The following is a 15,048-nucleotide window of genomic DNA, read 5'->3' as shown; positions in this document are numbered from 1 at the left end:
GCGCGGTTTCAGCTGTCCGCCGAGAGGACTCCCGCCTCCATCGCGGCGACCGCCAGCGCCGTCCGGGTGGACACCGACAGCTTGCGCATCGCCGAGCGCAACTGTTGATCCACTGTGGCGGACGACTTGGTCAGGATCCGGCCGATCTCCCGGTTGGTGTGCCCCGCCGCCACCAACCGGACCACGTCCAGCTCGCGGGGGGACAGTTGGTCGCCGTACCCCTTGCGGCCGCCCCGCCAGCGGCGCGGCACCTGACCGCCGTGCGCGCGCAGCAGCGTCGCCACCCGGTCGGCGTCGCCGCTCGCGCCCAGGTCGGACAGTGCGGCGTGGACCTCGGCCAGCAGCTCCCGTCCCGGCCCGGTGCGACCGGCCGCCAGCAGCGCCGCCGCCTGCCGTTCGCGGGCCAGCAGGGCATCGTACGGGCGGGGCAGGGCCGTCCAGGCGCACGCGGCCCGGTCGAAGCCGGCCGCGGCCCGGTCGTGGTCGCCGGCGGCGGCGGCCAGCGCCGCCCGGCACGTCGCCACTGCGGCCTGTGGGCCGGGCGCGTCGCGACCGGCCAGCCCCCGGGTGAACCGGCGGACCAGTTCGGCGGCCGTGCCCGGCCGACCGGCGGCGAGCAGCGCCGCGACCCGCGCGGGTGCGATGTCGGTGCCCCACACCCAGACCCGCTTCGCGGCGACGGTCGCCATCGGCGCCTCGGTGACCCGCAGCGCCCGGTCGACCTGACCGTCGTCGAGCCACAGCCGGGCCAGCGCCGCTGCCGGCTCCATCGTGTCGTCCACCGCGCCGCGCCCGGTCGCCTCGTCCAACACCAGCTGGAAATGCTGCTCGGCGGCGGGCCGCCGGCCCTGGGCGGCGGCCAGCCGGCCGGCCAGTCGGACCCCGGCCAGGTAGACACCGGGGCGGTCCCGGTCGGCCTCGGCGAGGTCGCCGGCGCGGCGGGCCAGACCGTCCCAGCGCCCGGCGAACCAGTCCAGGTTGGCCTGCTCGATCAGGATGTTGTAGCGCAGTCGGGTCAGCTGCTCGACGTCGGCGAGGTCCATCGCGACCCGCAGGTGGCGTGCCGCGTCGGCGTACCGGCCCCACAGCAGCGCGCCGGTGCCGACGTTGGCGTGGATCCGGGCGATGTCCCGGCGTTCGGCCGAGGTCGCGCCATCGGTGGGTAACCCTGCCACCAGTTCCCACGCCTCGGGTTCACCGAGCATCAGCAGTGCGGCCGCCCGGTTGCCGGTCAGCGACAGCCGGTCGGCGGCGGCGGTGATGTCGGGCATCAGCGCGGCGGCGCGGCGTAGCCAGCGCAGGTGGGTGGCGGCCGGCCACGGGCCGGCGTACGCCCAACCCAGGTAGGTCATCGCCCGGGCCGCCTCCAGCGGATCGTCGAGGTGGTCGACGGCGCGGCCGAGTTCGGTCAGCGCGGCCTGCGCCTCACCGCCGATGATCAGTAGCCGACCCAACGGGTTGCGGATGTCGGCCTGCTGCCGGGCGGTCAGCCCGGCCGAGTCGAGTACGGTACGCAGCGTGCCGACCACCCGGTGGTACACGTCGTCGACCGGTTCCCGGCGACCGAGCGCCGCCACCGCCGCCGTACGGGCGATCCGGGCCTGCTCGGGTGCGGGAAGTCGGGCCGTGGACAGCACCTCGTCGAGGGTGACCACGGCCGAGGTGTGATCCCCGGCGGCGATCATCCGTTCGGCGGTCCGCTCGGCGTAGCGGGCCCAGTCGGCGGTCTCGCCGGCTTCCCGGAAGTGGCGGGCCAACCGGGCGACCGGCGGCGGGTCGAGCGCTTCGACCGCCCGGGCGGCGCGCAGGTGCAGGACGCGGCGTTCGGCCCGGGGGATGGCATCGTAGACGGCGGTGGCGGCGAGCGCGTGGCGGAACCACCATCGATCGTCCGGGCCGTCGCCTCCGCTGCCTCCGGTACCGTCACACTGCAGCAGGCCGGCCGCCGCGGCCTCGGCCGAGGCGGTCCGGCAGGCCCGGCGCAGCAGCCCGGCGGTGGCCGCGAGGGTGGCCTCGTCGCAGGGTTCGGCCAGGACGGCCGCGGCGCGTAGCACCCGCTGGGCCGGTTGGGTCAACCGGCCGACCCGTTCCCGGGTCGCGTCGCGGACCGACTCCGGCACCTGCAGTTCGTCCAGGCTCAACCGGACCCATCGCCCGTCGCGGTAGACCACGTCCGCCCGGTCGCAGAGCAGCCGCACCGACTCCTCGACGACCAGTGGCACCCCGCTGGTGCGCTGGTGCAGGAAGCTGGCGAACTCGGCCGACATCGGGTTGCCGTCGAGCATCGACGACACCAGAGCCGCCGTGTCGGCCACGTCCAACGGTGCCAAGGTGATCCGGACCGGTGCGCCGGTGGTCGACGACCGCGCCGACAGGCGCAGCAGCAGCGACTGGTCGTCGACCTCCTCGGGCCGGTAGGTCACCACCAGCCCCGGCCCGCCCGGCTGTGGGCGGGCGGCGAGGAAGAGCAGGAACTCCAGGGTCGCCTCGTCAGCCCAGTGTGCGTCCTCCACGACGAGCAGGTCCACCCCGAGCGCGCCGATCACCTCGTCGAGGGCCCGGAACAGCCGGTGCCGCGCGGCGCGGGCGTCGTCGGTCGGCTCCGGGGCCGGCGGCAGTTCGGCCGACCACTCCGGTACGAGTGGGCGCAGCGCGCCGGCCAGCGGGCTCAGCCGTGCCCCGGTCAACCGGTGCCGGGCATCGCGCAGGCCGTCGACGATCGGGCCCAGGGTCAGCGACTCCCGCATCGGCGGACAGACCGCCAGCAGGGTGGTGGCGCCGCGCTCCGGCCGTGCCGCCAACGCCTCGCGGACCAGGCGGCTCTTGCCGATCCCGGCCTCGCCCCGTACCAGCACCATCGCCGAGGGCCGGTCCAGTGCCTCGACCAGCGCGGCCGTCTCGCCGGCCCGGCCCACGAACCGGGGCGGACGGACCGCCACCGGGTGCCCACTCACCCGCATCGTCGCAGGCTAATCCTGGCCGGACGGTCCGATGGTGACGTGTGTGGGTCAAAGCGCGAACGAGACGAAGAACGGGCCCTGGTCCGTCCCGTTCGATCCGGTGCAACAAACCTGCACACGGCCAGCTATTGCCCTGAGGAAAACCCTTTCCTACCATTGCGTTTCGTTGATGTTTCGCACCAGGGCCGGGTGGGAGGCAGATCGAAGGACATCGCTGAAGGCGGGTGCGCGGGACGGGCAACGTCGCCCCGCCGCGAGACACCAGGAGAAGGTGAAGCACCATGAGACGACCAGTCGCACTGCGACTCCTCGCGGCAGCGGCCACGACAGCCGTGGCGGCCACGATCGGCGTGGCCCTGCTGACCCCCCAGGCATCGGCCTCGGTCACCGGCAGCGCCACCGGTTTCGCGACCGGCAACGGCGGCACGACCGGTGGCGCGGGTGGCCAGACCGTACGGGTCAGCACCGGCACCGCCCTGCACGCGGCGCTCTGCAATCGGGCCAGCAGCAGCACTCCGATCATCATCGAGGTGCAGGGCACCATCAACCACGGCAACACCAGCAAGGTGTCGGGCGACAGCTGCAACACCGCCGACGGGGTGATCGAACTCAAGCAGATCAGCAACGTCTCGATCGTGGGGGTCGGCAGCGGAGCGGTCTTCGACCAGGTGGGCATTCACATCCGCGAGGCCCGCAACATCATCATCCAGAACGTGACGGTCCGTAACGTCAAGAAGTCCGGCTCGCCGACGTCCAACGGCGGGGACGCCATCGGCATGGAGGCGTCCGTCCGCAACGTCTGGGTCGACCACGTCACTCTGGAGGCCTCGGGCGGGGAGTCGGAGGGTTTCGACGGCCTGTTCGACATGAAGAACGACACACAGTACGTGACCCTGTCCTACAGCATCCTGCGCAACTCCGGCCGTGGCGGCCTGGTCGGCTCCAGTGAGAGCGACCGCTCGAACGGCTTCGTCACCTACCACCACAACCTGTACGAGAACATCGACTCCCGTACGCCGTTGCTGCGCGGTGGGATCGGGCACATGTACAACAACTACTACGTCAACCTCAACGAGTCCGGGATCAACTCCCGGGCCGGGGCGCGTGCGAAGGTGGACAACAACTACTTCGAGGACTCCAAGGACGTCCTCGGCACCTTCTACACCAGTGAGGCCGGCTACTGGCAGGTCAGCGGCAACATCTTCGACAACGTGACCTGGTCGTCCCGCAGCGGCGACACCAACCCGGCCGGCCCGAACCCGCAGTCCAACACCAGCGTCAGCATCCCGTACCCGTACCCGATGGACGGGGCGAACTGCGTGCCGAACCTGGTCCGGCAACTCGCCGGCGCCAACAAGGGCAACCGGGTGTCCAACGGCAGCTGCACCCCGCAGAATCCGGCGCCGACGACGCCGGCACCGAACCCGACGACGCCCGGTCCGAACCCGACAACCCCGGGTCCGAATCCGACGACGCCGGCACCGGGCCAGCCCGGTGGGACCAACCTCAGCATCGGGGCCGGTGCCGACGGGTCCAGCAAGGCCAGCGGCACCAGCTACGGCAACGCGGTCGACGGTGACCTGGGCAGCTACTGGTCGCCGAACGGCTCGACCGGTCGGATCTCGGTCAAGTGGGGATCCGCGACCACGGTCGCCGCGATCGTCATCCGGGAGGCGTCGGGTGCCGTCGGCAACATCGGTCCCTGGCGGGTCGTCAACAACGACAACGGTGCAGTCCTGGCCACCGGGAGCGGGGCCGGCGTGATCCGCTTCTCGCCGACCTCGCTGAAGAAGATCAACTTCGAGATCACCGGTGCGAACGGCACCCCACGGGTCGCCGAGTTCGAGACGTACGCCAGCTAGCCGACGATCGTCGCGCACCGTGACCAGCGGCGGCGCGGGCCGTTCAGCCGACGACCCGCACCGCCGCCTACCCCGCTCGCGGCGACCCCGCTCGCGGCGGCACCTGTGACGGTCAGTCCGTGCCCGGGCGGCGCACGATCCGAGCGAGCACGTCGTCACCGTCGCGGACGCCGACGACGCGGACCTCGGCGTCGACGTCGAGCTGGGACAGCTCGACCTCGACGCCGTCGTCGACCACCCGGCACTCGTCGGCGCAGGTCCAGTCGAGGGTGAACCCGTCGGTGGACTCGACGGTCAGCGTGCTGCCGTCGACCGCGTCGACGGTGCCGCGTTGGCCCACGACCGTACGTGGCCCGTCATCGGTCTGCACGGTCAGTTCGCCGTGCAGCGCCGCGCCGTGCGGGCCGCCACCGGCGAACGGGTGCCGGCCGCCCCACGGCCCACCCCGCCGGCCCGGGTGGTCGTCGCGCCAGTCGGCGAAGCTGTCGTAGTCGTCGATGACGCTGGTCAGCGACGCGACGCTGACCTGCTCGGCGCCGCTGGCGGTGCCGGTCGGCCCGCCGGCCGCGCAGCCGGCGAGCACCACCGCGGCGGCCCCGGCGGTCGTCGCGGTCAGGACACTGGTACGCAGTGAACGTCTCATGCGTCCCAGCGTCGGTCGGGGCCACGAAGACCCGGTGAGCCGGACGTTCGGATCAGGTAAGGCCCCCCGACGCCACCGGTCCGGTCGGTCGACGCGGCAGCCGCAGGGTGAACACGGCACCGCCGCCAGGGGAGTGGCCGGCGGTGATCCGGCCGCCGATGCGCTGGGTCAACCCGGCGGCCAGTGCCAGTCCGATCCCGGTGCCGACCGACCGCTCACCCCGGTAGCGGCGGTGCAGCGCGCCGCGTTCGAAGATCACCGCGAGGTCGTCGTCGCTGAAGCCGGGACCGTCGTCGTGCACCTGCACCGCGACGGTGTCCGGGTCCGTGACCTGCGGATCCGACGGTACGTCGATCCGTACCGTGCCGCCCGCCGGCACCACCCGCAGCGCGTTGTCCAGCAGGATGTCGACGACCTGCCGTAGCCGCCCGGGGTCGGTGCGCACCAGCAGCGGGGCAGGGGGAGCAGCCAGCGTCACGGTCACCCCGGTGCCGGCGAACCGGGACGACCAGGCGGCCACCGCGTCGGCGAGCAACGTACCGAGGTCGACGTCGGCCACCTCGATGGTGAAGTCGGCGGCCTCCAGTCGGGCCAGTGCCAGCAGATCACCGACGAGGCGGTCCAGCCGGTGTGCCTCGTCGAGCATGATCCGCCCGGTGGGTCCGGTGGCGTCGGCGTCGACGACGCCGTCGGCGAGGGCCTCGGCGTAGCCGCGCAGAGTGGTCAGTGGAGTCCGCAGCTCGTGCGAGATGGACAGCAGGAAGTCGCGTTGACGGGCCTCGCTGGCGGCCAGCGCGGCGGCCAGGTCGTTGAGCGCGTGGGCCAGCTGTGCCGCCTCGACCGGGGGCTCGACCGGCACCCGGACGGTGCGGTCGCCGGTGCGCAGCCGTTGCGCCGCATGGGCGGCGGCCCGGATCGGCCGGGACAGCCGGGCGGCCAGCAACACCCCGGCGACCAGGCCGGCACCGAGCCCGGCGACCAGCGCCAGCCACAGGTTGCTCCAGACCAGCCGGCCGGCCCCGGGACGCAGCGGTTGCAGCAGCACCACCGCCGTCTGCCCGCCGGTGGGTCGGCCTTCCAGCAGGGTGGGTCGGCCGTCGATGCGGGCCGGTCGGCGGGCGGCCACCGGTTCACCGGCGGCCAACCGCCGGAGCACCGAGGTGGGTAGTTGCCGTGGCACCGTACCGGGCGCGATGCCGACCAGCTCGATGCCCTGCCCGGCCAGTTCGCCGGCCAGCCGGTCGAGCAGCGCGGCCCGCCGGGCATCGTCCGGGGCGTCGGCCACGGCCGCCGCGACGAGGTCGGCCTTGGCGGCCAGTGAGGCCCGCGCGCCGCGTTCGGTGCCCTGGACCCCGAGCGGGATCGCGACGGCGGCGGTGACCAGCACGGACAGCAGGGCGACGGCGCAGGCGACTCCGACGGTACGGGCGGTGAGGGTGCCGGTGATCCGGTGCCGTACCGGTGGGACGGTGGCGGTGCCGGGTTCAGCCATCGGCGGTGTAGCCGACGCCCCGGACGGTGCGGATCACGCCGGCGGCGTCGCCGAGTTTGGCGCGGATCTGGGCCACGTGCACGTCGACGGTGCGGGTGCCGGCGTGGGCGGCGTACCCCCAGACGGAGGCGAGCAGCTCCTCGCGGGTGAAGACCCGGCCCGGTCGGCGCATCAGGTGCGCCAGCAGGTCGAACTCGGTCGAGGTGAGTACGGTGGGCCGACCGGCGGCGGTGGTCGTGCGTCGGGCGGTGTCGACGGTGACGGTGCCGAGGGTGTGTACCACCCCGACGTCGGGTGGGCCGAGGCTGCGGCGGCGGATCGCGCGGATCCGGGCGAGCAGTTCGCGGGGGCTGAACGGCTTGGTGACGTAGTCGTCGGCGCCCAGCTCAAGTCCGACGACGCGGTCGACCTCGTCGTCGCGGGCGGTGAGGAAGATGACCGGGGTCCAGTCGTCGTCGGCGCGCAGTCGCCGGCAGATGTCGGTGCCGCTGATCCCGGGCAGCCCGATGTCGAGCACGGCCAGCACCGGTCGCAGCCGGCGGGCGGCGGCCAGACCCTCGTCGCCGTCGGCGCAGACGTGGACGCCGTAGCCGTCGCGGGTGAGGTAGAGCCGGATCAGGTCGGCGATCGGCCGTTCGTCCTCGACGACGAGCACCAGTCCACGGTCCGGTGGCGGTGCGGTGGTCATCCGGTAATCATCGTCGGGTCGGGGCACGGCGGCATCAGCTTCCGGTACGGATCAGGTAAAAGTTCCCGGTACGGATCAGGCAAAAGTCGTTGGTGGCGGGTGATTCCCGGATTGTCGAACGGACCGGATGCCGCATCAAATCAGATCACGGTCAATGACTTCACGAACACGTTGTGCACTTATTAGGCTGGTGGAATTCCTAACTCCATAGACGGAGGTAGATCAGTGTCTGTCCTCACTAGATTCGGCACCGGCCGCGCGCACCCGCGCCGGAGCCTCCTCGCCCGAGGCGTCGCCGTGCTCGCCACGGCCGTGCTGGCCGCTGGCGCGGCGCTCGCCGGGGCCGCACCGGCGCAGGCCGCCGTACCCGACCGGTGGGGGTTCGCCTACCTGCAGACCCCCACCCCGGCACCCGGCACCATCCTCGACACCACCCGCCAGTGGGGCGGATGGAAGGCCGGTGCCCCGGCGCTGTGGGCCACCGTCGACCAGATCGGTGTGGGACGGTACCGGGTGAACTTCCCGAACACCGCCTCGCGCAACGGCGTCGCCCACGTCACCGCCGTCGACAACGCGCCCCGCTGGTGCCAGGTCTTTCAGACCTACCCCTCCGGCAGCAGCCAGATCGTCGAGGTCCAGTGCTACCGGCCCGGTGGCGCGCCGGACAACGCCCGGTTCGTCGTCGACTACACCTCCGCCTCCGGCGTCCTGCCACCCGGACCCGCGTTCGGCTACGTCAAGGCCAACCCGGTCGGCGCGCTGATGTCGTCGTACAACTCGGCCGGAGCCGGCAACGTGGTCACCCACCTCGGCCCCGGTTTCTACGAGGTGAAGCTCAACGGCCTCGGCAACGCCCTGCTGGACGGCAACCTGCAGGCCACCGCCGAGCACCCGAACAGCCCCCGGCGCTGCAAGATCGCCCGGTGGACCTCCACCGGCGGCACGATCCTGGCGTACGTGTTCTGCTTCGACCCGGCCGGAGCGATGGCCGACAGCTTCTTCAACCTGACCTACCACCGGCAGCGGCCGATCTTCGGTGCCGTCCCGCCGAGGTACTTCGCCTACCTGTGGTCCCCGGCGCTCGGCGGTGGCACCGACTTCAACTCCGCCGGCGGGGTCAACACCATCATGGTCTCCGGCGTCGGGCAGTACCTGGCGACCCTGCCGCTGGTCGGCTACCGGATGACCACCGTCCAGGTCACCGCCTTCGGCACCACACCGGACTACTGCAACCTGCAGGCACCGTGGATCCTCTCCGGCAACACGGTCTTCGTCCGTAACGTCATCTGCTTCAACGCCACGGGTGCGCAGGCACCGAACGACTTCTTCCTCACCTACTCGTCCAACGTCTGAACCTGACCGGCCACCGCCTGACCGACGGCGGGTGGGGTGGAGCCGACCGGCCCACCCCACCCGCCGCACGTCGTCAGGCCAGTCCCGCCCGGCGCAGGGCATCGGCGAGGGCGCCGTCGGCGTACCCGCCGCCGGCCGGCCGCCCGCCCCCGGAACCCGACCGACCACCGCCACCGGATCGGCCGCCGCGCTGGCCACCACCCTGGCCACCGCCCTTGCCCGGCTGACCGTCGCGCCCCGCCGACCGCGGCTGGCCGCCGCGACCGGGCCCGCCGCCGGCGTCACGCTGACCCGGGGTCCGGGCCGCACCGGGCTCGTCGTCCAGCCGCAGGGTCAACGAGATCCGCTTGCGCGGCACGTCCACCTCGAGCACCTTGACCCGCACGATGTCACCCGGCTTGGCCACGTCGCGCGGATCCTTCACGAACGTCTTCGACATCGCCGACACGTGCACCAGGCCGTCCTGGTGCACCCCGACGTCGACGAACGCGCCGAACGCGGCGACGTTGGTCACCACACCCTCCAGGACCATGCCGGGCCGCAGGTCGGCGAGGGTCTCCACGCCGTCGGCGAAGGTCGCCGTGCGGAACGCCGGCCGGGGGTCGCGGCCCGGCTTCTCCAACTCGGCCAGGATGTCGGTGACCGTCGGCAGTCCGAACACGGCGTCGACGAAGCGTTCCGGCTTGATCCGGCGCAGCGTCTTCGTGTCGCCGATCAACGTGCGCAGGTCACTGCCGGTGTCGGCGAGGATCCGGCGGACCACCGGGTACGCCTCCGGGTGGACACTGGACGAGTCGAGCGGGTCGTCGCCGTCGCGGATCCGCAGGAAGCCGGCACACTGCTCGAACGCCTTCGGGCCGAGCCGGGCCACCGACCTCAACGCCTCCCGGGACCGGAACGGCCCATGGCTGTCGCGGTGCAGCACGATGTTCTCGGCCAACCCGGCACCGATGCCGGAGACCCTGGTCAGCAGCGGCGCCGACGCGGTGTTGACGTCCACCCCGACACCGTTGACGCAGTCCTCCACGACGGCGTCGAGCGACCGGGACAGCTTCGTCTCGGAGATGTCGTGCTGGTACTGCCCGACTCCGATCGACCGAGGATCGATCTTGACCAGTTCGGCGAGCGGGTCCTGCAGACGCCGGGCGATGGAGACCGCGCCGCGCAGCGACACGTCCAGGTCCGGCAGTTCCTGCGAGGCGTACGCCGATGCCGAGTAGACCGAGGCACCGGCCTCGGAGACCATCACCTTGGTCAGCTTCAACTCGCCGTGGCGGGCCATCAGGTCGGCGACCAGCTTGTCGGTCTCCCGTGACGCGGTGCCGTTGCCGATCGCGACCAGCTCGACCCGGTGGGCGGCGGCCAGCTTCGCGAGCGTGTCGATCGAGGCGTCCCACTGCCGACGGGGCTCGTGCGGGTAGACCGTCTCGGTGGCCACCACCTTGCCGGTGGCGTCCACCACCGCCACCTTCACCCCGGTACGGATGCCCGGGTCCAGCCCCATCGTGGTCCTGCTGCCGGCCGGCGCGGCCAGCAGCAGGTCACGAAGGTTGGCGGCGAACACCCGGACCGCCTCGTCCTCGGCCGCCTGCCACAACCGCATCCGCAGGTCCGCGCCGAGGTGGATGAGGATCCGGGTCCGCCAGGCCCAGCGCACCGTGTCGGCCAGCCACCTGTCCGCCGGGCGCCCCTGGTCGCTGATGCCGAACCGACCGGCGATGATCGGCTCGTAGCTGCTCGGCCCGGCGACGGCGTCGGCCGGCACCTCCTCCGGCTCCATCGTCAGGTCGAGGACCTGCTCCTTCTCGCCCCGAAACATCGCCAGCACCCGGTGCGACGGCAGCTTCGTGAACGGCTCGGCGAAGTCGAAGTAGTCGGCGAACTTGGCGCCCTCGGTCTGCCGGCCCTCGCGTACCCGGGAGGTGAGCCGGCCCCGCGACCACATCCGCTCCCGCAACTCGCCGATCAGGTCGGCGTCCTCGGCGAAGCGCTCCACCAGGATCGCCCGCGCGCCGTCGAGCGCCGCAGCGGCGTCGGCGACGCCCTTGTCGGCGTCGACGAAGCCGGCGGCGACCGTCCGTGGATCCTGGGTCGGGTCGCCGAGCAGCGTCTCGGCCAGCGGCTCCAGCCCCGCCTCCCGGGCGATCTGCGCCTTGGTCCGCCGCTTCGGCTTGTACGGCAGGTAGATGTCCTCCAGCCGGGCCTTCGAGTCAGCCGCCATGACCTGTGCGGTCAGCGCGTCGTCGAGCTTGCCCTGGCTGCGGATCGCCTCCAGGATCGCGCCCCGACGCTCCTCCAGCTCCCGCAGGTAGCGCAGCCGCTCCTCCAGGGTGCGTAGCTGCGCGTCGTCGAGCATCCCGGTGGCTTCCTTGCGGTACCGGGCGATGAACGGCACCGTCGCCCCGCCGTCGAGCAGTTCGACGGCGGCTGCCACCTGCCCCGACCGTACTCCCAGTTCCTCCGCGATCCGTTGATCAATCGCTGTGGTCACGTCGCGTGCCCCGCTCCAACTCCCCGGCGTGCCGGCGGTGGTGTGCCACCGGCCCGCTGCCTGCCACCCGCCGGCCGGCGTCGCGTCGGCGGGGACCACGGTGCGCGGTCCGGCAAGCATTCTGCCGGCAACCGGGGACCGGTGTCGCGCCACCACGCGACCCGCCGCCGGGCCCGGGCACCGCCCTCGTCATGGCCCGGTCGCCCACGGCCGTCACGGCCGGCCGCCGGCCGGCGTCGACCGGTCACCAGGCGACGGAGGTGTCCCGCGCCGGCCACAACCGGACCGCCATCCGGGACCGGGTCGGCTGCCCGTTGATCGCCGCGACCACCGCCGTCAGTTGCGGGTCGAGCCCAGCGGCGGTGGTGGTCAACTGGCTGCGTACCGTCGGGCCGTACATCGTCACGAACCAGGCGTCGGCGCCGGTGGCGCGGACGATCTGGGCCAGCGTCGCGGCACGCCGACCGACCGGCCCGACCCGGCCGAGCGCGTGCCCGAGCCGGACCCGGGGGCCGACCGCGCGGACCGGGTCCATCGCCGGGAACCGCGCGACCGACCGCCGGGTCAGCGGTTGGCGGACGACCTCGGTACGCAGCACACCGAGCGCCTCCAGATCCTCGGCGACCACCCCGGGCAGCCCGGGACGCATCAGGGTGATCCAGTCCGGCACCGGTTGACGAGGCTCCCGCCGCAATTCGGCCAGCAGCGGATCGGCGACCGGATCACCGATCGGTAGACCGTCGGCCGGCACCAGCAGGCCGTCGTCGCGCACCTGCGCCCGGCCGGCCAGCACCAGGGTGGCGATCGCGGCACCGGCCAGGCCCGCGCCGAGCGGATCCGGGCCGATCATCGGCCGTCCGGTGCTGTCGTCGAGCGCGACCAGGAAGAACTCCTCGGTCAGCGTCAACTCCGAAGGAGTCCGGGCACGGGGCATCGAGTCGTCCCTTGCGGCGGTTCTGGTGCGCGAGTCGAGCAGGCCCCAGGCAGCGGCCCGACGAAATGACCTTGCTGCAGCGGAACCTTACGACGCCGGACCAATCAGCTCAACCCAGTGCTTTGCCGGACACCGCCAGAGGTCGCCCGGCAGCGCCGAACGGCACCCCGGACCTCCGACGACGCGTGGACCGGGTTAGCGTCTGCTGATGAACCGGGCACCGGAACCGGACCGGCCGGCGCGGCCGTCCGCCGATGACGACGCCGACCCGCGCGCCCGCCGGCTGTTCGGCCGGCGCGCGGCGGCCGCCAGCGACCTGGCGGGCAGCCCGTTCCGGGCAGACCGGGACCGACTCGTCTCCTCGCCGCTGTTCGCCCGGCTCGGCGGGGTCACCCAGGTGATCAGTCCGGGTGGGTCCGGTCTGCTGGTGCACAACCGGCTCACCCACAGCCTGAAGGTCGCTCAGGTCGGCCGGGCCATCGCCGAACGGTTGACCGCCGACGACCGGCACCGGGGCCTGCTGGACAAACTCGGCGGCTGCGACCCGGACGTGGTGGAGGCCGCCGCGCTCGCCCACGACCTCGGCCACCCGCCGTTCGGGCATCTCGGCGAGCGGGTACTGGACCGGGTGGCCCGGCTGCGGCTCGGCCTGCCGGACGGCTTCGAGGGAAACGCGCAGTCCTACCGGATCGTGACCAGTACGGAGATCCGGGGCACGGCGGCGGTGGGGCTGGACCTGACCGCGGCGGTACGGGCGGCGATGCTGAAGTACCCGTGGACCCGGCGCACCTACCCGGACCCACATCCGAGCACGTTGCGCCCGGCACCGCGGGGCGCGGCCGTCGCGCCGGACGACCCGGCGACGGGTTCGGTCAAGTTCGGCGCCTACACCACCGAGGCCGCCGACCTGCGGCAGGCCCGCGAACCGTTCGCCGGGCTCATCGACCCGTGGCAGCAGACCGTCGAGGCATCCATCATGGACGTCGCTGACGACATCGCGTACGCCATCCACGACCTGGAGGACTTCCACCGGGTCGGTGTCCTGCAGCAGGGCACGGTGGCCGGGGAGCTGACCGCCTGGCAGCGGGCGATGACGGAGCTGGCCGGGCTCACCGACGCCGAGATCGGGGCGACCGCGCACCGGCCCGGCCGGGCGATCGAAGGGCTGCGCCGCCAGCTGCACCGCAAGGACAGCTGGATCGCCTCCGACGAGGTCTTCGCGGCCGCCGTCGAACACGTCCGGCGGGAGCTGGCCGAGGGCCTGCTGATGGTGCCGTTCGACGGGTCGATCGAGGCCGAGGAGAACATCACCACGTTCTCCGCCCGTTGGACCCGCCGACTGGTCGACGCGATCGGGGTCACCCCGGACCCGCCGGTGCGGTCCGGGCACGTGCTGCTGGCCACCGCACAGTGGCACGAGGTGCAGGTGCTCAAGTTCGTGCACCACCGGTTCGTGCTGGCCCGACCGGATCTGGCCCTGCACCAGCGGGGCCAGGCCGACCTGCTGGCGACCCTGATCGACAAGCTGCTGGCCTGGTTGACCGACCCGGACGAGCAGGCGCGGCTACCCCGTCGCCTGCACGACCTGGTGGAGCTGGCCACCGCCGAACTGGCCGGTCTGGTCGCGGACCCCGGTCCGCCCGCCCGGGGTCGGGCGATCGTCGACTACGTCGCGTCGCTCACCGACGGGCAGGCCGTCGCGCTGCTGGACGCGCTCACCGGCCGGTCCGGTCAGCTCTGGACCGACGCGTTCGTGCTGTGACCGGTGACCCGTGACAGGTGCGCCGGTCAGTCCCGCCAGTCGTAGTCGAGATCGACCAGGCTGGAACCGACCGTGATCCGGGCCAGGACGGCGAGCAGTGCCGACCGGCGCTGGTCGCGGCTGACGATGTCGGCGGCGTCGGCGTTCAGGTGGACGTACCGCTGCCAGATCAGTTGCTCGATCTCCTCGGCGTTGATCAATCTCCGGTCACACTGAGTGTTGGGGCACGCGTAGTACCGGATGCCGTCGTCAGCCCCGGCCGGGATCATCGGGCGGTCCGCGCAGCGGAGCAGTCCGCGCAGGATGTAGAGATCTGCTCCGGTCGTGCCAGGTCGTGCGGGGTTGACCATGGTGTCCATCCCTCATCGCCTCCTGCCTGTGTGTACGGCTGGGCGAGGAGTCCGGTTCGCCGGCAGGGCGTACCAAATGTGGTTGATCCGACCGGGCTGGCCGGTCTACCCGGCGCGGCCGTTGCCCGGTCGCAGGTTCTGCAGCCGCACCTGTCCCAGCGCGACCAGCCGACCGTCAGCGTCGGTGATGTCGACCTTCCACAGTTGCTGGCTGTGACCGCGATGGACCGGGGTGCCGACGGCGGTCAGCTCGCCGTCGCTGACCGCCGCGAGGAAATCGGTCTGGTTGGCGACGCCCACCACCCGGCCCTGATCGCCGATCCAGAGCGTGCCGCCGATGCTCGCCGCGCTCTCCACCAACGTGCAGTACACCCCGCCATGCACGATCCCGTACGGCTGGTGCAGTGCGGCGGTCACCGGCATCCGCAGCCGGACGGCGTCTGCCGACGCCTCGTCGAGACGTACCCCGAGCAGGCCGTACAACCCGCTGTTCAGCTGCTGCATGTCGCCTCC

Annotated in this window: 11 protein-coding genes; 3 read left to right on the top strand and 8 right to left on the bottom strand. The window is 72.6% G+C overall.

Annotated elements, in window-relative coordinates:
* Nucleotides 1-8: 8 nt before the first annotated feature.
* Nucleotides 9-2,960, bottom strand: coding sequence for an AAA family ATPase (locus O7623_RS07775; RefSeq protein ID WP_282227915.1), 2,952 nt, complete (start codon nucleotides 2,958-2,960; stop codon nucleotides 9-11).
* 281 nt (nucleotides 2,961-3,241) lie between these two features.
* On the opposite strand from O7623_RS07775, the gene O7623_RS07770 reads away from it, so the two are divergent.
* Complete coding sequence (locus O7623_RS07770; RefSeq protein ID WP_282227914.1) at nucleotides 3,242-4,822, top strand: pectate lyase; 1,581 nt, start codon at nucleotides 3,242-3,244, stop codon at nucleotides 4,820-4,822.
* 112 nt (nucleotides 4,823-4,934) lie between these two features.
* Here O7623_RS07770 and O7623_RS07765 read toward each other — a convergent pair whose 3' ends face one another.
* From O7623_RS07765 to O7623_RS07755, 3 genes are read right to left on the bottom strand one after another with little or no spacing between them, the layout of a single operon-like run.
* A complete protein-coding gene (locus tag O7623_RS07765; protein WP_282227913.1) occupies nucleotides 4,935-5,465 on the bottom strand; it encodes a hypothetical protein in 531 nt (176 codons plus the stop codon).
* 52 nt (nucleotides 5,466-5,517) lie between these two features.
* On the bottom strand, nucleotides 5,518-6,957 hold the full coding sequence (locus O7623_RS07760) for a HAMP domain-containing sensor histidine kinase (RefSeq protein ID WP_282227912.1): 1,440 nt from the start codon (nucleotides 6,955-6,957) through the stop codon (nucleotides 5,518-5,520).
* Nucleotides 6,950-7,645: a response regulator transcription factor gene (locus tag O7623_RS07755; protein ID WP_282227911.1), complete on the bottom strand. Its 696-nt coding sequence runs from the start codon at nucleotides 7,643-7,645 to the stop codon at nucleotides 6,950-6,952. The genes O7623_RS07760 and O7623_RS07755 overlap by 8 nt, the downstream gene beginning before the upstream one ends.
* Before the next feature lie 225 nt (nucleotides 7,646-7,870).
* Here O7623_RS07755 and O7623_RS07750 point away from each other — a divergent pair, with 225 nt between their 5' ends.
* Complete coding sequence (locus tag O7623_RS07750; RefSeq protein WP_282227910.1) at nucleotides 7,871-8,998, top strand: hypothetical protein; 1,128 nt, start codon at nucleotides 7,871-7,873, stop codon at nucleotides 8,996-8,998.
* Between the two features lie 73 nt (nucleotides 8,999-9,071).
* Here the strand turns inward: O7623_RS07750 and O7623_RS07745 are convergent, their stop codons facing one another.
* The gene (locus O7623_RS07745) at nucleotides 9,072-11,489 is read right to left on the bottom strand and encodes a Tex family protein (RefSeq protein ID WP_282227909.1); all 2,418 of its coding nucleotides are present in this window, start codon (nucleotides 11,487-11,489) and stop codon (nucleotides 9,072-9,074) included.
* A gap of 244 nt (nucleotides 11,490-11,733) precedes the next feature.
* On the bottom strand, nucleotides 11,734-12,423 hold the full coding sequence (locus O7623_RS07740) for a GPP34 family phosphoprotein (protein WP_282227908.1): 690 nt from the start codon (nucleotides 12,421-12,423) through the stop codon (nucleotides 11,734-11,736).
* A 208-nt stretch (nucleotides 12,424-12,631) separates the two neighbouring features.
* On the opposite strand from O7623_RS07740, the gene dgt reads away from it, so the two are divergent.
* Entirely contained in the window at nucleotides 12,632-14,185 is a 1,554-nt protein-coding gene (dgt, locus tag O7623_RS07735; RefSeq protein WP_282227907.1) for a dGTP triphosphohydrolase, read from the top strand.
* A 26-nt stretch (nucleotides 14,186-14,211) separates the two neighbouring features.
* Here dgt and O7623_RS07730 read toward each other — a convergent pair whose 3' ends face one another.
* Nucleotides 14,212-14,544 (bottom strand): zinc ribbon domain-containing protein, encoded by a 333-nt coding sequence (locus O7623_RS07730; protein WP_282227906.1) that lies wholly within the window; start codon nucleotides 14,542-14,544, stop codon nucleotides 14,212-14,214.
* A gap of 96 nt (nucleotides 14,545-14,640) precedes the next feature.
* Nucleotides 14,641-15,039: a PaaI family thioesterase gene (locus O7623_RS07725; protein ID WP_282227905.1), complete on the bottom strand. Its 399-nt coding sequence runs from the start codon at nucleotides 15,037-15,039 to the stop codon at nucleotides 14,641-14,643.
* Nucleotides 15,040-15,048: the final 9 nt, after the last annotated feature.

The organism is Solwaraspora sp. WMMD791 (assembly GCF_029581195.1).
Lineage (GTDB): Bacteria > Actinomycetota > Actinomycetes > Mycobacteriales > Micromonosporaceae > Micromonospora_E.
This window is presented reverse-complemented; position numbering and strand designations above follow the sequence as displayed.

Coding starts and splice junctions, on each gene's coding strand:
- O7623_RS07770 (WP_282227914.1), top strand. CDS start 3,242: ATGAGACGACCAGTCGCACTGCGACTCCTCGCGGCAGCGGCCACGACA.
- O7623_RS07730 (WP_282227906.1), bottom strand. CDS start 14,544: ATGGACACCATGGTCAACCCCGCACGACCTGGCACGACCGGAGCAGAT.
- O7623_RS07755 (WP_282227911.1), bottom strand. CDS start 7,645: ATGACCACCGCACCGCCACCGGACCGTGGACTGGTGCTCGTCGTCGAG.
- O7623_RS07725 (WP_282227905.1), bottom strand. CDS start 15,039: ATGCAGCAGCTGAACAGCGGGTTGTACGGCCTGCTCGGGGTACGTCTC.
- O7623_RS07760 (WP_282227912.1), bottom strand. CDS start 6,957: ATGGCTGAACCCGGCACCGCCACCGTCCCACCGGTACGGCACCGGATC.
- O7623_RS07775 (WP_282227915.1), bottom strand. CDS start 2,960: ATGCGGGTGAGTGGGCACCCGGTGGCGGTCCGTCCGCCCCGGTTCGTG.
- dgt (WP_282227907.1), top strand. CDS start 12,632: ATGAACCGGGCACCGGAACCGGACCGGCCGGCGCGGCCGTCCGCCGAT.
- O7623_RS07765 (WP_282227913.1), bottom strand. CDS start 5,465: ATGAGACGTTCACTGCGTACCAGTGTCCTGACCGCGACGACCGCCGGG.
- O7623_RS07740 (WP_282227908.1), bottom strand. CDS start 12,423: ATGCCCCGTGCCCGGACTCCTTCGGAGTTGACGCTGACCGAGGAGTTC.